Here is a 15,048-nt window from a genome sequence, read left to right on the forward strand (position 1 = left end):
TCACGAGGCGGGCCGCTCGACCCGGTAGCGATGCAGAACGTTGTCGGAGCCATCGAAGGTCCGAGTATCGATGAGGTGCAGCGCCGGGGAGTTCTCCCGAAAGATCGGCGTCCCAGCGCCGAGCGGCGCGGCCCCGACCATCGGGTGCGGTTCATCGACCAATCCGTTGGCGAGCATCGGAGAGAGCTGAGGGCGGGTGCCTTCAGTAGTGGGGTGCGGGTTTCGTATGCTCGACGGACGCGCCCCCGAACGATTGGTGACCAACGATGATCGACTTCACGATTCCCGCCGAACTCGCCGCCGAACGCGACCGGGTCCGGCAGTTCGTCATCGACAAGATCGTCCCCTACGAGCGCGACCCTCGGCTGACCTCGCACGGACCCACCGATGAGCTCCGGCAGGAACTCGTCGAACTGGCTCGCGCCGAAAAGCTGCTGACCATCCAGGCCCCGGAGGCCCTCGGCGGGCGCGGCCTGACACACATCGAGCAGGCCGTGATCTACGAGGCGGCGGGCTGGTCCACCCTCGGCCCGGTCGCCATGAACTGTGCCGCGCCCGACGAGGGCAATATGTTCCTGCTTTCCAAGATCGCCAACCCGGAGCAGGTCGAACGCCACCTCGCCCCGGCCGTCGCCGGACACCAGCGCACCGTCTTCGCGATGACCGAACCCGATGGTGCGGGCTCCGACCCGGGCCAACTGGCCACCACGGCGACCTTCGACGGCGAGAACTTCACCATCAACGGCCGCAAGTGGCTGATCACCGGCGCGGACGGCGCCAAGACCTGGATCATCATGGCCAAGGTCGCGCCGAACCCGCACGTTCCGGAGGGCCCGACGCTATTCCTGACCGACGGTGACCAGCCCGGCATCGTCATCGAACGCACCATGAACACGATGGACCGCAACTACGTCGGCGGGCACGGCGTCGTCCGCTTCGACAACCTCACCCTGCCCAAGTCGGCGCTGCTCGGTGAGACCGGCCAGGCACTGCGCTACGCCCAACTGCGGCTGGCCCCGGCCCGGCTCACCCACTGCATGCGCTGGCTCGGCGCGGCCGAGCGGGCGCAGAGCATCGCGGTCGACTACGCCAAAACCCGCACCGCCTTCGGCAAGCCGATCGGCGAGCACGAGGGCGTGTCGTTCATGTTGGCGGACAACGAGATCGCGCTGCACCAATGCCGCCTGACCATCTGGCACGCCTGCTGGCTGATGGACCAGGGCGAAAAGGCGCGGCACGAAAGCTCGATCGCCAAGGCCTTCGTCTCCGAGGAGCTGTTCAAGGTCACCGACCGCTGCGTGCAGGTACTCGGCGGCATCGGCATCAGCGACGAGACAGTCGTCGAAATGATCTTCCGCGACATGCGTGCCTTCCGCCTCTACGACGGCCCCACCGAGGTCCACAAGTACGCCATCGGCCGCAAGGTCTTGCGCAGCAGCTGAGAGTCGCAGGCAGGGGCAGCATCTCAGCCGCGTACTCGACCACCACAGAGCGAGTCGTAGAGCGACGTTCACGACCACTCGCGACACAAGCGCATCCAACAAAGTCGCGAGATAACCACCGACGCACCCCTCGCCACGACATCGTCTTCCGAGCGAAGCGAGACCGAGCCCTAGAGTTCGCGGCCCGTCTCGCTTCCGAGTGGGCGAAGCGCATGCGCCGCAGGCGCGAGTCTCGCCCGCTCGGAAGCGAGACCAAGGGGGCCGCGAACACGCGGTGCCGAAGGCACCGCCAAAAGACACAGCCCGCCGCCAAACAAACTCCACTAACATCCAGTGGCATGAGTCCGGAACTGCTCGTCGATGTCTCAGCGGGCATCGCGGTGCTCACGCTCAATCGACCCGCTCAGCAGAACGCCGTCACCCCGGCGATGGCTGCCGAACTCAGTGCCGCGCTCGAGCGCTGCGATGCCGAGGACGCGATACGCGCGGTCGTCATCACTGGCACGCCGCCCGCGTTCTGCGCGGGTGCGGACCTGTCCAACCGGGTCGGTGATGTCAGTGCGACCATCGACCCGCCGCCGTGGCGAGTGCGCAAACCGGTGATCGCCGCGGTGAACGGCCACGCGGTCGGCATCGGGCTAGCGCTGGCGCTGCAATGCGATCTGCGGTACATGGCACAGGACGCGGTATACGGCCTCAACCAGGTACGCCGTGGCGTGCTCGCCGACGGCTACGCGCACTGGACGCTGCCGCGTCTGGTCGGCATGGCCAATGCCGCGGACATCATGCTGACGGGCCGGACCTTCGACGGCGACGAAGCCAAGGCGATGGGCCTGGCCAACGGCTGCCTGCCCGCGGGCGAGGTGGTGCCGACCGCGCTGGCGATCGCGCACGATATCGCAAACGGGTCGGCGCCGCTGCCGGTGGCGTTGTCCAAGCGACTGCTGTGGGAGGGGCTCGGGATGAGCCCGACCATGGTCGGGCAGCTGGAGGGCGACCTGAACGAGCACGTCGCCAAGAGCATCGACGGCGGCGAGGCGATGGCGGCGTTCCGTGATCGCAGACAGCCCAACTGGACCGGCAGCATCAGCGAGGAATGGCCCGCGTGGGACAGCAAGGGCGAGGCCAACCGCCCAAGCCTCGATTGACGCCTGACGCCTACGCGTTGCCGTTGATCATGATCAACAGGAAGAGCACGGCCCAGCAGATCATCAGGATCGTGCCGATGATGCCGAGGATGTACCCGACCATCACCTGAGCACGGCCACCGAAGGCGCCGCCGGATTCCTCGATCTGATCGAGCGCGCGCTTGCCGAGCGCCCAGGCCACAGGCCCCAGGAGGCCACAGCAGATCAGACTCGCCGCGCCCAGGAACAACACAGCCGTCGCGTTCGGATGTTCGACCGGCTGGCCGATGGGCTGGTTGGGTATCACCACCGCCCGAATTCTACGGGGCGAGAGCCACTTTGCCGCTCAATGGCGTGCCCGAGTTGCCGGACCGTTTGACGGCGTCGCTCAGGCGCGGCGCTGGCGGGCGATCTCGGAGAGCACCACGCCCGCCGCGACGGAGGCGTTCAGCGATTCCACCGGGCCCGACATCGGGATGCCGAGGATCGAGTCGCAGGTCTCGCGAACCAGACGCGAAAGGCCCTTGCCTTCCGAGCCGACCACGATGACGGTCGGCTCGCGGCCGTCGAAATCGTCGAGGGTGGTGTCGCCGCCCGCGTCGAGGCCGACGATCTGGAAGCCCTGAGCGGCCCAATCCTTCAGTGTGCGAGTCAGGTTCGTTGCGCGGGCGACGGGCAGCCTGGCCGCGGCGCCTGCACTGGTGCGCCAGGCAACCGCGGAAACGCTCGCACTGCGGCGCTGCGGGATCAGTACACCCTGCCCGCCGAACGCCGCCACCGAGCGGATCACGGCACCGAGGTTGCGCGGATCGGTGATGTTGTCCAGCGCCACCAGCAGGGCGGGCTCCGCCGAGTCCCGGACCCTGGCGATCAGATCGTCCGGGTGCGAGTACCGGTACGGCGGCACCTGGAGCCCGACGCCCTGATGCAATCCGTTGGCGCTCAGCCGATCCAGATCGGTGCGCGGCACCTCCAGGATGGAGATGCCGGCGTCGGCAGCGATCTGCACGCTCTCGGACAGCCGTTCGTCGTTCTCGGTGCCGACCGCGACGTACAGCGCCGTCGCGGGGACGCCGGCGCGCAGGCATTCGACGACCGGGTTGCGCCCGAGCACCATCTCCGGAGCGTCGTCGCTCTTGCGGCCTGCCGCGCGACCCGCCGCACCGCGTGGGCCCGGCCGCCCCTTCGCCTCGGCTTTCGCCTTGGCCGCGGCCCGCTTGGCCGCAGGATGCTTTGTCCGCTCGACGGCGGGTGGCGTCGCGCCACGCCCTTCGAGGCCGCGGCGTCGCTGACCTCCGGAGCCGACAACGGCGCCCTTCTTGGTGCCGCCCTTACGAATTGCGCCTCGACGCTGCGAGTTGCCTGCCATCAGTTCGCCTTTCCACTCTGCATCGCGCCAGGCGATGATGTTGTAGCGGCCAGCGACCATTCCGGACCGTTCGGGGTGTCTGTCACTTCGATTCCGGCGGCTTGCAACCGGTCCCGCGCCGCATCGGCGCTCGCCCAATCCTTGTCCGCGCGCGCCTGCTGGCGACGCTCGAGTTCCGCACGCACCAGCACGTCCAGCGCGTCGAGTGCGGACGAGTTGTCCTCTGGGGTGAACCAGTGCGGGTCGAGCGGGTCGACCCCGAGAATGCCGAGCATCGCGCGCAACTGTCCGGCCAGATCCCGAGCGGTATCGATCGAGCCCGCCTCGAGTGCCTTATTGCCCTCGTGGACCACGGAGTGGACCTCGGCGAGTGCCTTCGGTACGGCGAGGTCGTCGTCGATGGCCGCGGCGAACGCGTCGGTCCACTTCCCGACCGGGATCTCACCCGCCCGCTCCACGACGCGATGGACGAATGCCTCGATGCGCTGATAGGACTGCGCGGCGTCGTGCAGCGCCTTGTCCGAGTACTCCAGCATCGAACGGTAGTGCGCGCTGCCGAGATAGAACCGAAGTTCCACGGCCCGAACCTGTTTGAGCACATTCGGCACCGAGAGCACATTGCCGAGCGACTTGGACATCTTCTCGCCGCCCATGGTCACCCAGCCGTTGTGCAGCCAGTAGCGCGCGAAACCGTCACCGGCGGCCTTGGACTGGGCGATCTCGTTCTCGTGGTGCGGGAAAACCAGATCCATACCGCCGCAGTGGATATCGAACTCGGGGCCGAGATAGAACTCAGCCATCGCGGAGCATTCCAGATGCCAGCCGGGGCGGCCGGGTCCCCACGGTGACGGCCAGGACGGCTCACCCGGCTTGGCCGCCTTCCACAGCGTGAAGTCACGCGCGTCGCGCTTGCCGTGGCCGAGGCTCTCGCCCTGGTGCACGTCGTCGAGCCGATGGCCCGACAGCTTGCCGTAGTCCGGATAGCTGAGCACGTCGAAGTAGACGTTGCCCTCCGAGGCGTAGGCGTGCCCGCGCTCGATGAGCCGCGCCATCAGGTCGACCATCTGCGTGATGTGACCGGTGGCTCGTGGCTCCGCCGACGGCGGCAGCACACCGAGCAGGCAGTATGCGCGGTCGAAGGCTCGCTCATAGGTCGAGGCCCATTCCCACCACGGCCGGTCGGCTTGGCTTGCCTTGGTCAGGATTTTGTCCTCGATATCGGTGACATTCCTGATGAACCAGACGTCGTAATCGTGTGCCAGCAGCCAGCGCCGCAGCACATCGAACGCGACTCCGCTGCGCACATGGCCGATGTGCGGTTCACCCTGAACGGTGGCGCCACACAGATACACCGAAGCACGGCCGGGGACTAGTGGCGCGAAATCGCGCACGGTCCGCGTGTCGGTGTCAAAGAGGCGCAGAGTCACGACCGTCGATACTAGCTGGTGTACCTGCTGGTTCATGGCCCGGCTCGGGGTGTGACCGGCCGGATGCTATACCCGCGTCTCCAGCAACGCGGTAGCCACTGCCGCGACACCCTCGCCGCGACCCGTGAGACCCAGTCCGTCCGTGGTTGTTCCGGAGACGGAGACCGGTGCGTCGAGGAGTTTGCCGAGCACCTGTTGCGCCTCGGCGCGGCGGGGACCGATCTTGGGTCGGTTGCCGATGACCTGCACCGCCGCATTGACGATGCCGAAGCCGGCTTCGTCCAACAGCCTGCGCACCTCCTCGAGCATCGCTGCGCCGGAAACGCCTTCCCACTCCGGCCTGCCGGTCCCGAATACCGCTCCCACATCGCCGAGCCCGGCCGCCGAGAGCAACGCGTCGCACAGCGCGTGCGCCGCGACATCACCGTCGGAGTGTCCGGCGCAGCCGTCGTCGCCGTCGAAGAGCAGTCCGGCCATCCAGCATGGGCGGCCGGGTTCGATCGGGTGCACATCGCTGCCTATGCCGACACGCATGGTCACGAGGTCCTCGCGTTCATGCTGTCCAGCACGGCTTTGGCGAGTAGGAGATCGAGTGGAGTGGTGATCTTGAAAGCCAAGGGGTCTCCGGGAATCGTGCGCACCTGGGTGCCGAGCAATTCGACCAGCCCGGCGTCGTCGGTGGCCTGCACATCGGTCGCGTAGGCAGCGCGCAACAGATCCGCCGCGAATCCCTGCGGGGTCTGGATGGCGCGCAAGCCCGCGCGGTCGGGGGTGCCCGTCACTGTGCCGTGCGAGTCGACGGACTTGATGGTGTCGACGACGGGCAGCGCGGGGACCACCGCACGGTGGCCCGCGCGCAACTCCGCGGCCACTCGTGCGATCAGGTCGGGCGGGGTCAAGGCTCGAGCGGCATCGTGGACAAGGAAGTAGGAGGCATCCGGTGCCGCGCCGATGCCGGCGCGCACCGAGTCGGTGCGCTCGGCGCCGCCGATGACCACCCGTACCGAGTCCGAGGGAGGCAGCAGGGCGACGGCGCTCTCCACGAATTCGGCAGGGACCATGACCACGACGCGGTCGACCGCCCCGGAGGCGATCAGGCCGTCGACAGCTAGCCGGACCATGGGTATGCCGCCGACCGCGACGAACGCCTTGGGCGTGGATTCACCCAAGCGCACGCCACGGCCGGCGGCAGGTACCAACGCAACGACGGAACCGCCGCTGTGTAGATCATTCACGGTCAGGAAGCCGCTGCGAGAACCTCATCGAGCAGCGTCTCGGCCTTGCCGTCATCGGTGCCCTCGGCAAGCGCAAGTTCACCGACAAGGATCTGACGAGCCTTGGCCAGCATGCGCTTCTCACCTGCGGACAGACCGCGATCCTGCTCACGACGCCACAGGTCGCGGACGACCTCGGCAACCTTGTTCACATCGCCGGAGGCGAGCTTCTCCAGGTTGGCCTTGTAGCGGCGAGACCAGTTAGTCGGTTCTTCGGTGTGCGGCGCCCGCAGCACCTGGAAGACTCGGTCGAGACCCTCCTGGCCAACTACGTCTCGCACGCCGACATATTCGGCGTTCTCTGCGGGAACGCGCACAGTCAGGTCACCTTGGGCGACCTTCAGGACCAGATACTCTTTTTGCTCACCCTTGATGGTGCGAGTCTCGATAGCTTCGATCAGCGCCGCTCCGTGGTGGGGGTAAACGACGGTGTCTCCGACCTTAAAAATCATGTGTCCCGTGCCCCTTTCGATGTTCACAGTTTAACATGCGACTCGGTAACGGCGCGATCAACTGTGCAGGTCAGGGCCACAACGAGCGTATCGCGGGGGTTGACAGAACCCACCTGGTGTGCATTACGTTGTGCCAGAACGAGTTATCGACCGGCACGGTTTCCACGTCGGCCGATCGGCGCGGCCAGCAGCACGCCCGCAACTCGACGTTTTCGAGCGACCCGCAATCAGTCGCACGGACCCTCTCGAGCGACCTGCAAGCAGTCGCACGGACCCTCTCGAGCGACCTGCAATCAGTCGCTACGGACCCTGACATTCGATCGAACTGTTACCAACCACCCGCGAGTCGCGAGCCCCCGCGCCCGCGCTGTCGAGCCAACTACTACGCTCCCTAGTTACTACTCTCCCTAGCGGAGTGTGCCCGGTCGACATGGAGGGACAACCCGTGACTGCCCTGAAAGCTGTGACCGCCTCGAAGGGGGCGCGACGTCGCATGGCGACAGTTGCCGCACTCGCTGCCGGAGCGGCGCTCGCACTGTCCGGCTGTAGTGCGGGCCAGATCGCGCAGACCGCGGAGCAGGTCGCCGCCGTGAACGGCAACCAGGCCGACATCAACAAGATCTCGCTGCGCAACGTGCACATCGTGTACCCGGGCGAGGGCTACACCAACGTCCAGGGCGCCAAGGCGCTGATCGCGCTGTCGATCATCAACAACAGCGAGTCGGTCCCGGACGAGCTCACCAGCGTCACCACCGAACTCGGTCCCGTGAAGGTCAGCGGGCCCGCGGGCGACGCGAAGTTCGAGATCGCACCGCAGCAGACCGTCGTCGCGGGACCGTCCACCGTCGCCGCCAAGCCCGACGCCCACGGCGCGGCGCCGACCACCGGGCACGGCGCGCCCGCTGCTGGCGACAAGCCGTCCATCGACCCGGCCGCCAAGCCCGCGACCATCGAGATCAGCGGTCTGACCAGGAACATCACCCCTGGCCTCACCTACTCCGTGAAGTTCAACTTCAAGCAGAACGGCACCATTCAGGTCCAGGTACCTGTCGATGCCGGTACCGCGACCGAGCGACTCGAGTCCGACAAGTCCGGCCCGGGCGAGCCCGCCAAGGGCGGACACTGAGCCAGTTGTGACCCGCCGTCGCGCGGGGTGAATACGGCTGTCGCGCATTGCGCGGCGGCCGTTTTCCTTTTCTGTCAGGCCCGGTTGTCGGACGTGGTCCGTAAGGTGCGCCTGTGGCAAAGACCAAGTCGATCTTCCAGTGCTCGGCCTGCAGGCACGAGGTCGCCAAGTGGGTGGGCAAGTGCCCTGACTGCGGCGCATGGGGCACGGTGAACGAGATAGCCGCGTCGGCGGGCGGCGCGGGCGCACCCGCCGGGCGCCGGGCGATGCTGCCGAGCACCGCCGCGGCGCCGATCTCTCAGATCGATTCGAAGGTGACACAGGCCAGGCCGACCGGCGTCGAGGAACTCGATCGCGTGCTCGGCGGCGGCATCGTTCCCGGATCGGTCGTGCTGCTCTCCGGTGAGCCGGGAGTCGGCAAGTCGACGCTGCTGCTCGAGGTCGCCCATCGGTGGGCGAATCAGCGCGAGGAGAAGTCGTTGTATGTCACCGCGGAGGAGTCGGCGGGTCAGGTCCGGCTGCGCGCCGACCGGACCGGCGCGGTGCACGAACGGGTGTATCTCGCGGCGGAGTCGGATCTTTCGGTGGTGCTCGGGCATGTCGAGCAGGTGCGTCCGTCGCTACTTGTCGTCGACTCGGTACAGACCATGCTCGCCCCCGACGTGGACGGGACCATCGGCGGCGTCACCCAGGTGCGCGCGGTCGCGTCCGCGCTGACCTCGCTGGCCAAGGCCAGTGGAATCGCGGTGCTGCTGGTCGGGCACGTCACCAAGGACGGCAACATCGCGGGCCCGCGCACCCTGGAACACCTGGTGGACGTCGTGCTGCAGTTCGAGGGCGACAAGAACTCCACGCTGCGCATGGTGCGCGGAATCAAGAACCGATTCGGCGGCGCCGACGAGGTGGGCTGCTTCGAACTGCACGACGACGGCATCGCCTGCGTCACCGACCCGTCGGGGCTGTTTCTGCATCACCGCACGGATTCGGTGCCCGGAACCGCGGTCACGGTGGCTATGGACGGCAAACGACCGCTGGTCGCCGAGGTACAGGGCCTCACCGTGAACACCGAGATTCCGCAGCCACGTCGGGCGGTCAGCGGACTCGACTACAACCGGGTCGCGATGGTCCTTGCCGTACTGCAGAGCCGCGGTCGGGTGTTCCTCGGCAAGCACGACGTGTACGCCGCGACGGTCGGTGGCATGCGACTGCTCGAGCCCGCCGCCGACCTGGCCATCGCACTGGCCATCGCCAGCGCCGAATCCGACATCGCGCTACCACCTGGCTGGGTGATCCTCGGGGAGGTCGGCCTGGCAGGCGAAGTCCGCAAGGTAACCGGACTCGCGCGCAGGCTGGCCGAGGCCGAAAGGCTCGGCTTCACCACCGCCCTCGTCCCGCCCGGGTTGGAGCGATCGAAGAGCGGCATGAAAGTCCACGAAGTCACCGACCTGAGATCGGCCATCCGCCTCGCCAGCCTGCGTAAGCCACGCAAAGCCGCTGCCGAAAAGGTCCCAGACTTCTGATCAGACCGTTCATCACCGCACCCCTGCCCTACCCCTCACGGAGCGAGTCTTAACTTACGAAGCGGTTTGCACCCACCCACCCACCTTCCGCGCACCGCAAGCGCATCCAACAAGGCCGCAGGCATCGCCACCAACACCCCCACTCGCCACGACCCCGTCTTCCGAGCAAAGCGAGACCGAGCACTAGAGTTCGCGGCCCGTCCCGCTTCCGAGTGGGCGAAGCGCATGCGCCGCAGGCGCGAGTCTCGCCCGCTCGGAAGCGAGACCAAGGGGGCCGCGAACACGCGGTGCCGAAGGCACCGCCATAAACTCAAGCAATATTGAACGGCTCTACCGAGCTGCGCACCGAACCCAGCTGCGCGACAACGGCATACGCGCCCGCGGGTACCGGGACGCGGTCGCCTGCGCAGTTGGGCTGCGAGGTGGACCCCGACCAGGTAACGGTGAATGCCGCCTGCTCACCGCGATTCAACGTCCGCACGTCCGGCTGCCCGTCGGGGTAGCAGTCGGTGCTCGACCACAGCCTGCGCTGGCCGTCGAGGGTGAGCACGGAAACCTGCTGCAGTCCAGAGCCGACATCGCGAGAACACGGCGCCGTCGAAATATTGGTGATCACGATGCCGAATACCGGGGTCTCACCGATTTTGTAGGTGGGCTGCTCCACTGTCACCCGCACCGCGAGCGACTGATCCGGGCACTGTCCCTGCGCCACCGGGACGCCGCTCGGGGCCGCCGACGCGCTACCGGAGGGCTTCGGCACACTCGATTCCGCGCTGGTCGACGGCTTGACCGACGACCCGTCGATGGCCGTGGTCACCGACGACGAGCTCGCCGCAGCCCTCGTGCTCCCGGGGGCATTGCCACCGCGCGCGAACATGACCACCAGCCAGATCACCAGCGCGAGCGCCACGACCAGGATTCCGATGGCGAGAACGCGGCGACGCCAATAGATCTCCGGAGGCAGCGGTCCATTCGGTTCCAGCACGCCTCAACGGTAAGGGCACGATCGGGCGCAGCGACTCAGGACCCCGGCGTGTCGGGGTGGAAAACGCGAACGTGGCGGCCAAGTTTGGGCCCGCACGCTGGGAAAATGCTTGGGTGATCGATTCAGACGAGCTCACCGATGTTGCCGACGACACGCTGCAACTTCACCCGACCGTCTGCCAGCTTGTATGTGACACAAGCGATCGCACACTCGCCGGTGGCCACGCGCTGCGAAATGATCATCGAGCGCTGCATGAGCAGCCTGCTGGTCTCCACCACGTGCCTGGCCTCCATCTCGTCGACGGTGGACAGTCCCTCCCTGCGGCCGATCAGAATCGACGGGGTGACCCGCTCGACGACGCTGCGAATGAACCCGCCGGGTACCTCGCCGCCGTCCAGCGCGTCGATGGTGGCCTTCACCGCGCCGCAGCTGTCGTGCCCGAGCACCACGATGAGTGGCACGTTCAGCACCTGCACGCCGTACTCGATCGAACCGAGCACCGAGCTGTCGACCACGTGGCCGGCGGTGCGCACCACGAACATGTCGCCGAGGCCCTGGTCGAAGATGAGCTCGGCCGCGACGCGAGAGTCACCGCAACCGAACAGGATTGCGGACGGGTGCTGGCCACTGACGAGCTTGGCTCGGTCGACGGCGCCCTGGCTAGGATGCAGCAGGCTGTCGTTGACGAAGCGCTCGTTTCCCTCACGGAGGGATTTCCAGGCACTGATCGGATTGGAATCAGGCATACCGTTCATTGTGCACATGACTTTGGTTACCAGCGAGTTCGGTTCGTTACGGGTTGGCAAATATCGACTGACCGAAACACACGAGGAACGGTGAGGGCGGTGCAGAAGGGTGGCGCAGCGCACAACAGCGTGGGTGCACTGATCAAGAACAAGATTGCACTCGATGGCATCGATGCTGAAGTGTTGCTGGATTGGTATGAGCAGACCGCGCGGGATCTGCCGTGGCGCAGGGCCGAGGTGACGGCATGGCAGATTCTGATGAGCGAGATCATGCTGCAGCAGACGCCGGTGGTGCGGGTGGAGCCGATCTGGCGCGAGTGGGTGGCGCGCTGGCCGGTGCCATCGGCCATGGCGGCCTCGTCGCAGGCCGAGGTGCTGCGCGCGTGGGGCAAGCTCGGGTATCCGCGCCGCGCGCTGCGACTGCACGAATGCGCGCGGATGCTCGCCGAGCAGTACGGCGACGAGGTGCCCGCCGATGTGAACCTGCTACTCGGGCTGCCCGGAATCGGCGCGTACACCGCGCGTGCGGTGGCCTGCTTCGCCTACGGTCAGCGAGTCCCGGTGGTGGACACCAACGTTCGCCGAGTCGTCGCCCGCGCGGTGCACGGCCGCGCCGAGGCGGGCAACCCGTCTTCGCGCGATCTGCCCGAGACCGAAGCGCTGCTGCCCGAGCAGATCGACCGGGCCGCGGTATTTTCCGCCGCGTTGATGGAACTCGGCGCGACGGTGTGCACCGCACGCACCCCCGACTGCAACCGCTGTCCACTGCCGCGGTGCGCGTGGGTGGCCGCGGGCAGGCCGGTATCCGAGGTGGTTCGTCGCACGCAGAAATACGAAGGCACCGACCGGCAGGCGCGCGGCAGGCTGCTCGACGTACTGCGTGCTGCGACCGGGCCGGTGGAACGGGTGCGCCTCGACTTGGCTTGGACTCGCGATCCCGGACAACGTGACCGCGCATTGGATTCACTGCTCATCGACGGGCTGATCGAACAAACCGCGGAGGGCCTGTTCGCACTCGCGGGCGAGGGCGGGCACCCCGCCTGTTGACGGCCACTCACCGCGGCCCGACTACGCATCGGGGCCGACTACGCACCGAGGACTCGACGCAGAAACCGCTCGACCGCCGCGCGATATCGCTCGGGTTGGTCGTCGTGCACCAGGTGGCCGGAATTCGGGATCTTCACGTACGCGGCGTCGGGGTGCACGATGGCCATCTGCCACATCTGCCCCTCCGGAGTGATGGTGAATTCGCCCTCGATCAGCAGTGCGGGCACCGTGATCGCCTTCCATTGCGCCCAGAAGTCGCGGGTGCCCCACTCCTCGGAGATATCGCGGAAAGCGGCGACCGAACCGTGCAGCCGATAGCCGTCCGGCCCGTGTTCGAACGAGTTCAGGAAATACCGTCCGGCCACCGGGCCGAAGAAATCCAGCACCGCGCGCTCGTCCGGAAACGGCGGCCATGCCTCGATCATCGCCGCCCAATCCTGAGCGGTGCGTCCGGTGAAATCCGGTGCGATGTCCTCGACAACCAGCGCACGCACCCGCTCCGGATACTGCGCCGCGAAGACCCAGCCGTGCAGTCCGCCCATTGAATGCCCGATTACCACCATGGGCTCGGAGATCTGCGCGGTCGCCGCGGCCAGGTCGTCGACGAAGGCCTCGGTGGTCAGTTCGTCTGGCGCCGGTCGACCATGCCCCGCGGCGTCGAACGTATAGACATGCCCGTGTCCCCGCAGCCATTCCAACTGGTCGCCCCAGGTGCGGGCGCTGCCCATCAATCCGTGTAGGAGCAGGATCGGCACCCCTACGCCACCTTCGTCATGCAACACAGTGTTGATTTTGCTTTGTTTGGATGCGCTTGCGGCGCGCTGGTCGCAAAAGGCGGCGCTCCAGGGCTCGCGCGTGATCGGGAAACGTATTGTCGAACGCATGGCAGTTGTGAAGATCAATGCAATCGAGGTTCCTGAAGGCGCGGGGCCCGAGTTGGAGAAGCGGTTCGCTCATCGTGCGCACGCGGTCGAGGGCTCGCCCGGGTTCCTCGGGTTCCAGCTGCTGCGGCCGGTCGCCGGGGAAAACCGGTACTTCGTTGTCACCCAGTGGGATTCGGAGGAGTCCTTCGCGGCGTGGCGAGACGGGCCCGCGCGTGAGGCGCATGCGGGCGAGCGGCAGAAGCCGGTTTCCACGGGTGCGTCCCTGCTGGAATTCGAGGTCGTGCTGGACGTCGCCGCGAAGTCTGCCTCCTGACCGAGACGCGCGCACCCGGCTGCCGACGCGGCCGGGTGACACGCGTACCGCGGCGTGGGTATCCCGTCGGCGGTGTTGACGGCGGGTGCCTCCAGGTGTCACAGTTCGAATGACAAACGCGATGGTGACGTGGTAATTCCGGTGCGAATCCGGAGCGGTCGCGCCACTGTGTTCCATGCATCGAGGGGTCATTTCGAGCCCAGGTGCCGGAAAGCCAGACACCGGCACCATCGCACCGACCACTCGACGGGACGCGCATCCCTAGGAGGATTCGAATGGCCATCGCGCATTCACCCAGCCGGGCAACCGATTCGCTGGCAACGCTGCTCGTCGCAGTAGGTGTCGTTCTTCTCGCACTCCTCACGCTGTACTTGGTCGGCTTCGACCAGGGCGCCATCTCGCGTAGCGGGATGTACATGCATGAGCTGATGCACGACGGACGTCACTTGCTGGGTGTCCCGTGCCACTGAATTCACCAACCCCGCCGACTCCGTCGGCTGCCGTCCCCCTGAATTCACCCACCCCGCCGACTCCGTCGGCTGCCGTCCCCATGCTCGGTTCGCTCAAAACCCTACTGTTACGCGGCCTGCTGGCCGGCCTCATCGCCGGTCTGCTGGCAGGCACGGTGGGCTACTTCGTCGGCGAGCCCAAAGTGGACGCCGCCATTGCCATCGAAGAGGCCAACTCCGCCAAGGAAGAGGCAGCTCAACCCGCCGAGTCGACCGCAGGGCATTCGCACGGCGACGAGGAAGAACCGCTGGTGAGCAGAACCGGGCAGAAAGCAGGTCAGTTCCTCGCGCTCGGCCTCGCCGGAATGGCGTTCGGCGCCATCTTCGCAGCGGTCGCGCACTTCGCCCGCCGGTACACCACGCTGTCCGGGCCGAGGCTCGCGATCGGCCTCGCCATCGGCGGCTGGGCCGCGATCGTGGCCGTGCCGTTCTTCAAGTACCCCGCGAACCCGCCCGCGGTGGGTGATCCGGAAACGATCAACGAACGCACCTGGCTGTGGGTGGCGGCGGTACTGCTCGGCCTCGCGGCCGTCGGGATCGGCGTGTTCGTCTACAAAGCCCTTACCGCACAGCTCGAGACATTCCGGCTCATCGGAGGTGTCGCGGCCTTCGTGCTGATCGCTGCGGTCGGCTATATCCTGCTGCCCGGCGTGAACGAGGTGGCGGCAGACTTCCCGGCCAGCCTGCTATGGGAGTTCCGTGCCGCCTCGCTGGCCGAATCTGCCACGTTGTGGGCGTGCCTTGGCCTCGGCTTCGCGGCACTCACCGAATTCGCAATGCGCACTAGCACTCCGGTACGAGAGCAGGTCGCTACCGCGGGCTGATCC

At 67.0% G+C, this 15,048-nt stretch carries 18 protein-coding genes and 1 riboswitch; of the genes, 8 read left to right on the forward strand and 10 right to left on the reverse strand.

All coding sequences use genetic code 11. From position 1 onward, the window contains the following. Positions 1-177, reverse strand: coding sequence for a hypothetical protein (locus ACFQZZ_RS10030; RefSeq protein ID WP_378677234.1), 177 nt, complete (start codon positions 175-177; stop codon positions 1-3). A gap of 89 nt (positions 178-266) precedes the next feature. Between ACFQZZ_RS10030 and ACFQZZ_RS10035 the strand changes: the two genes are divergently transcribed. Together ACFQZZ_RS10035 and ACFQZZ_RS10040 are read left to right on the forward strand one after the other, a co-directional pair. Continuing rightward, positions 267-1,442 carry an acyl-CoA dehydrogenase family protein gene (locus tag ACFQZZ_RS10035; protein ID WP_378677235.1) on the forward strand — a complete coding sequence of 392 codons (1,176 nt, stop codon included), beginning with the start codon at positions 267-269 and terminating at the stop codon, positions 1,440-1,442. 338 nt (positions 1,443-1,780) lie between these two features. Beyond that, positions 1,781-2,590 (forward strand): enoyl-CoA hydratase/isomerase family protein, encoded by an 810-nt coding sequence (locus ACFQZZ_RS10040; RefSeq protein ID WP_378677237.1) that lies wholly within the window; start codon positions 1,781-1,783, stop codon positions 2,588-2,590. A 10-nt stretch (positions 2,591-2,600) separates the two neighbouring features. Here ACFQZZ_RS10040 and ACFQZZ_RS10045 read toward each other — a convergent pair whose 3' ends face one another. The 6 genes from ACFQZZ_RS10045 to carD all read right to left on the reverse strand — a co-directional run bounded on the left by ACFQZZ_RS10045 (position 2,601) and on the right by carD (position 7,091). Beyond that, complete coding sequence (locus ACFQZZ_RS10045) at positions 2,601-2,879, reverse strand: DUF4190 domain-containing protein (RefSeq protein WP_378677239.1); 279 nt, start codon at positions 2,877-2,879, stop codon at positions 2,601-2,603. A gap of 78 nt (positions 2,880-2,957) precedes the next feature. Continuing rightward, on the reverse strand, positions 2,958-3,938 hold the full coding sequence (rlmB, locus tag ACFQZZ_RS10050) for a 23S rRNA (guanosine(2251)-2'-O)-methyltransferase RlmB (protein WP_378677241.1): 981 nt from the start codon (positions 3,936-3,938) through the stop codon (positions 2,958-2,960). After that, on the reverse strand, positions 3,938-5,365 hold the full coding sequence (cysS, locus tag ACFQZZ_RS10055) for a cysteine--tRNA ligase (protein WP_378677243.1): 1,428 nt from the start codon (positions 5,363-5,365) through the stop codon (positions 3,938-3,940). Before cysS ends, rlmB begins: the two co-directional genes overlap by 1 nt. Before the next feature lie 66 nt (positions 5,366-5,431). Beyond that, on the reverse strand, positions 5,432-5,899 hold the full coding sequence (ispF, locus tag ACFQZZ_RS10060) for a 2-C-methyl-D-erythritol 2,4-cyclodiphosphate synthase (protein WP_378677246.1): 468 nt from the start codon (positions 5,897-5,899) through the stop codon (positions 5,432-5,434). A gap of 2 nt (positions 5,900-5,901) precedes the next feature. Beyond that, the gene (gene ispD, locus ACFQZZ_RS10065; protein WP_378677248.1) at positions 5,902-6,600 is read right to left on the reverse strand and encodes a 2-C-methyl-D-erythritol 4-phosphate cytidylyltransferase; all 699 of its coding nucleotides are present in this window, start codon (positions 6,598-6,600) and stop codon (positions 5,902-5,904) included. A 2-nt stretch (positions 6,601-6,602) separates the two neighbouring features. Further along, a complete protein-coding gene (gene carD, locus ACFQZZ_RS10070) occupies positions 6,603-7,091 on the reverse strand; it encodes an RNA polymerase-binding transcription factor CarD (protein WP_011206964.1) in 489 nt (162 codons plus the stop codon). A gap of 463 nt (positions 7,092-7,554) precedes the next feature. On the opposite strand from carD, the gene ACFQZZ_RS10075 reads away from it, so the two are divergent. Together ACFQZZ_RS10075 and radA are read left to right on the forward strand one after the other, a co-directional pair. Further along, on the forward strand, positions 7,555-8,217 hold the full coding sequence (locus tag ACFQZZ_RS10075; RefSeq protein ID WP_378677250.1) for a hypothetical protein: 663 nt from the start codon (positions 7,555-7,557) through the stop codon (positions 8,215-8,217). A 113-nt stretch (positions 8,218-8,330) separates the two neighbouring features. Further along, positions 8,331-9,737 carry a DNA repair protein RadA gene (gene radA, locus ACFQZZ_RS10080; protein WP_378677253.1) on the forward strand — a complete coding sequence of 469 codons (1,407 nt, stop codon included), beginning with the start codon at positions 8,331-8,333 and terminating at the stop codon, positions 9,735-9,737. Positions 9,738-10,047: 310 nt separating this feature from the next. Here radA and ACFQZZ_RS10085 read toward each other — a convergent pair whose 3' ends face one another. After that, a complete protein-coding gene (locus ACFQZZ_RS10085) occupies positions 10,048-10,722 on the reverse strand; it encodes a hypothetical protein (protein WP_378677256.1) in 675 nt (224 codons plus the stop codon). A gap of 122 nt (positions 10,723-10,844) precedes the next feature. Next, a complete protein-coding gene (locus ACFQZZ_RS10090; RefSeq protein ID WP_378677259.1) occupies positions 10,845-11,468 on the reverse strand; it encodes a carbonic anhydrase in 624 nt (207 codons plus the stop codon). Between the two features lie 153 nt (positions 11,469-11,621). On the opposite strand from ACFQZZ_RS10090, the gene ACFQZZ_RS10095 reads away from it, so the two are divergent. Further along, positions 11,622-12,515 (forward strand): A/G-specific adenine glycosylase, encoded by an 894-nt coding sequence (locus tag ACFQZZ_RS10095; RefSeq protein ID WP_378678335.1) that lies wholly within the window; start codon positions 11,622-11,624, stop codon positions 12,513-12,515. A gap of 38 nt (positions 12,516-12,553) precedes the next feature. Here the strand turns inward: ACFQZZ_RS10095 and ACFQZZ_RS10100 are convergent, their stop codons facing one another. Then, on the reverse strand, positions 12,554-13,297 hold the full coding sequence (locus tag ACFQZZ_RS10100; RefSeq protein ID WP_378677261.1) for an alpha/beta fold hydrolase: 744 nt from the start codon (positions 13,295-13,297) through the stop codon (positions 12,554-12,556). Positions 13,298-13,397: 100 nt separating this feature from the next. Here ACFQZZ_RS10100 and mhuD point away from each other — a divergent pair, with 100 nt between their 5' ends. The 3 genes from mhuD (at position 13,398) to ACFQZZ_RS10115 (ending at position 15,045) form a co-directional block, all read left to right on the forward strand. After that, positions 13,398-13,712, forward strand: coding sequence for a mycobilin-forming heme oxygenase MhuD (gene mhuD, locus ACFQZZ_RS10105; RefSeq protein ID WP_040686177.1), 315 nt, complete (start codon positions 13,398-13,400; stop codon positions 13,710-13,712). A gap of 78 nt (positions 13,713-13,790) precedes the next feature. After that, positions 13,791-13,957: riboswitch (cobalamin riboswitch) on the forward strand. Between the two features lie 30 nt (positions 13,958-13,987). After that, entirely contained in the window at positions 13,988-14,182 is a 195-nt protein-coding gene (locus ACFQZZ_RS10110) for a CbtB-domain containing protein (RefSeq protein WP_378677264.1), read from the forward strand. 80 nt (positions 14,183-14,262) lie between these two features. Further along, positions 14,263-15,045 carry a CbtA family protein gene (locus tag ACFQZZ_RS10115; protein WP_378678338.1) on the forward strand — a complete coding sequence of 261 codons (783 nt, stop codon included), beginning with the start codon at positions 14,263-14,265 and terminating at the stop codon, positions 15,043-15,045. Positions 15,046-15,048 lie beyond the last annotated feature (3 nt).

Origin of the sequence: Nocardia sp. GCM10030253 (assembly GCF_042675075.1) — a bacterium.
Classification (GTDB): Bacteria; Actinomycetota; Actinomycetes; order Mycobacteriales; family Mycobacteriaceae; genus Nocardia.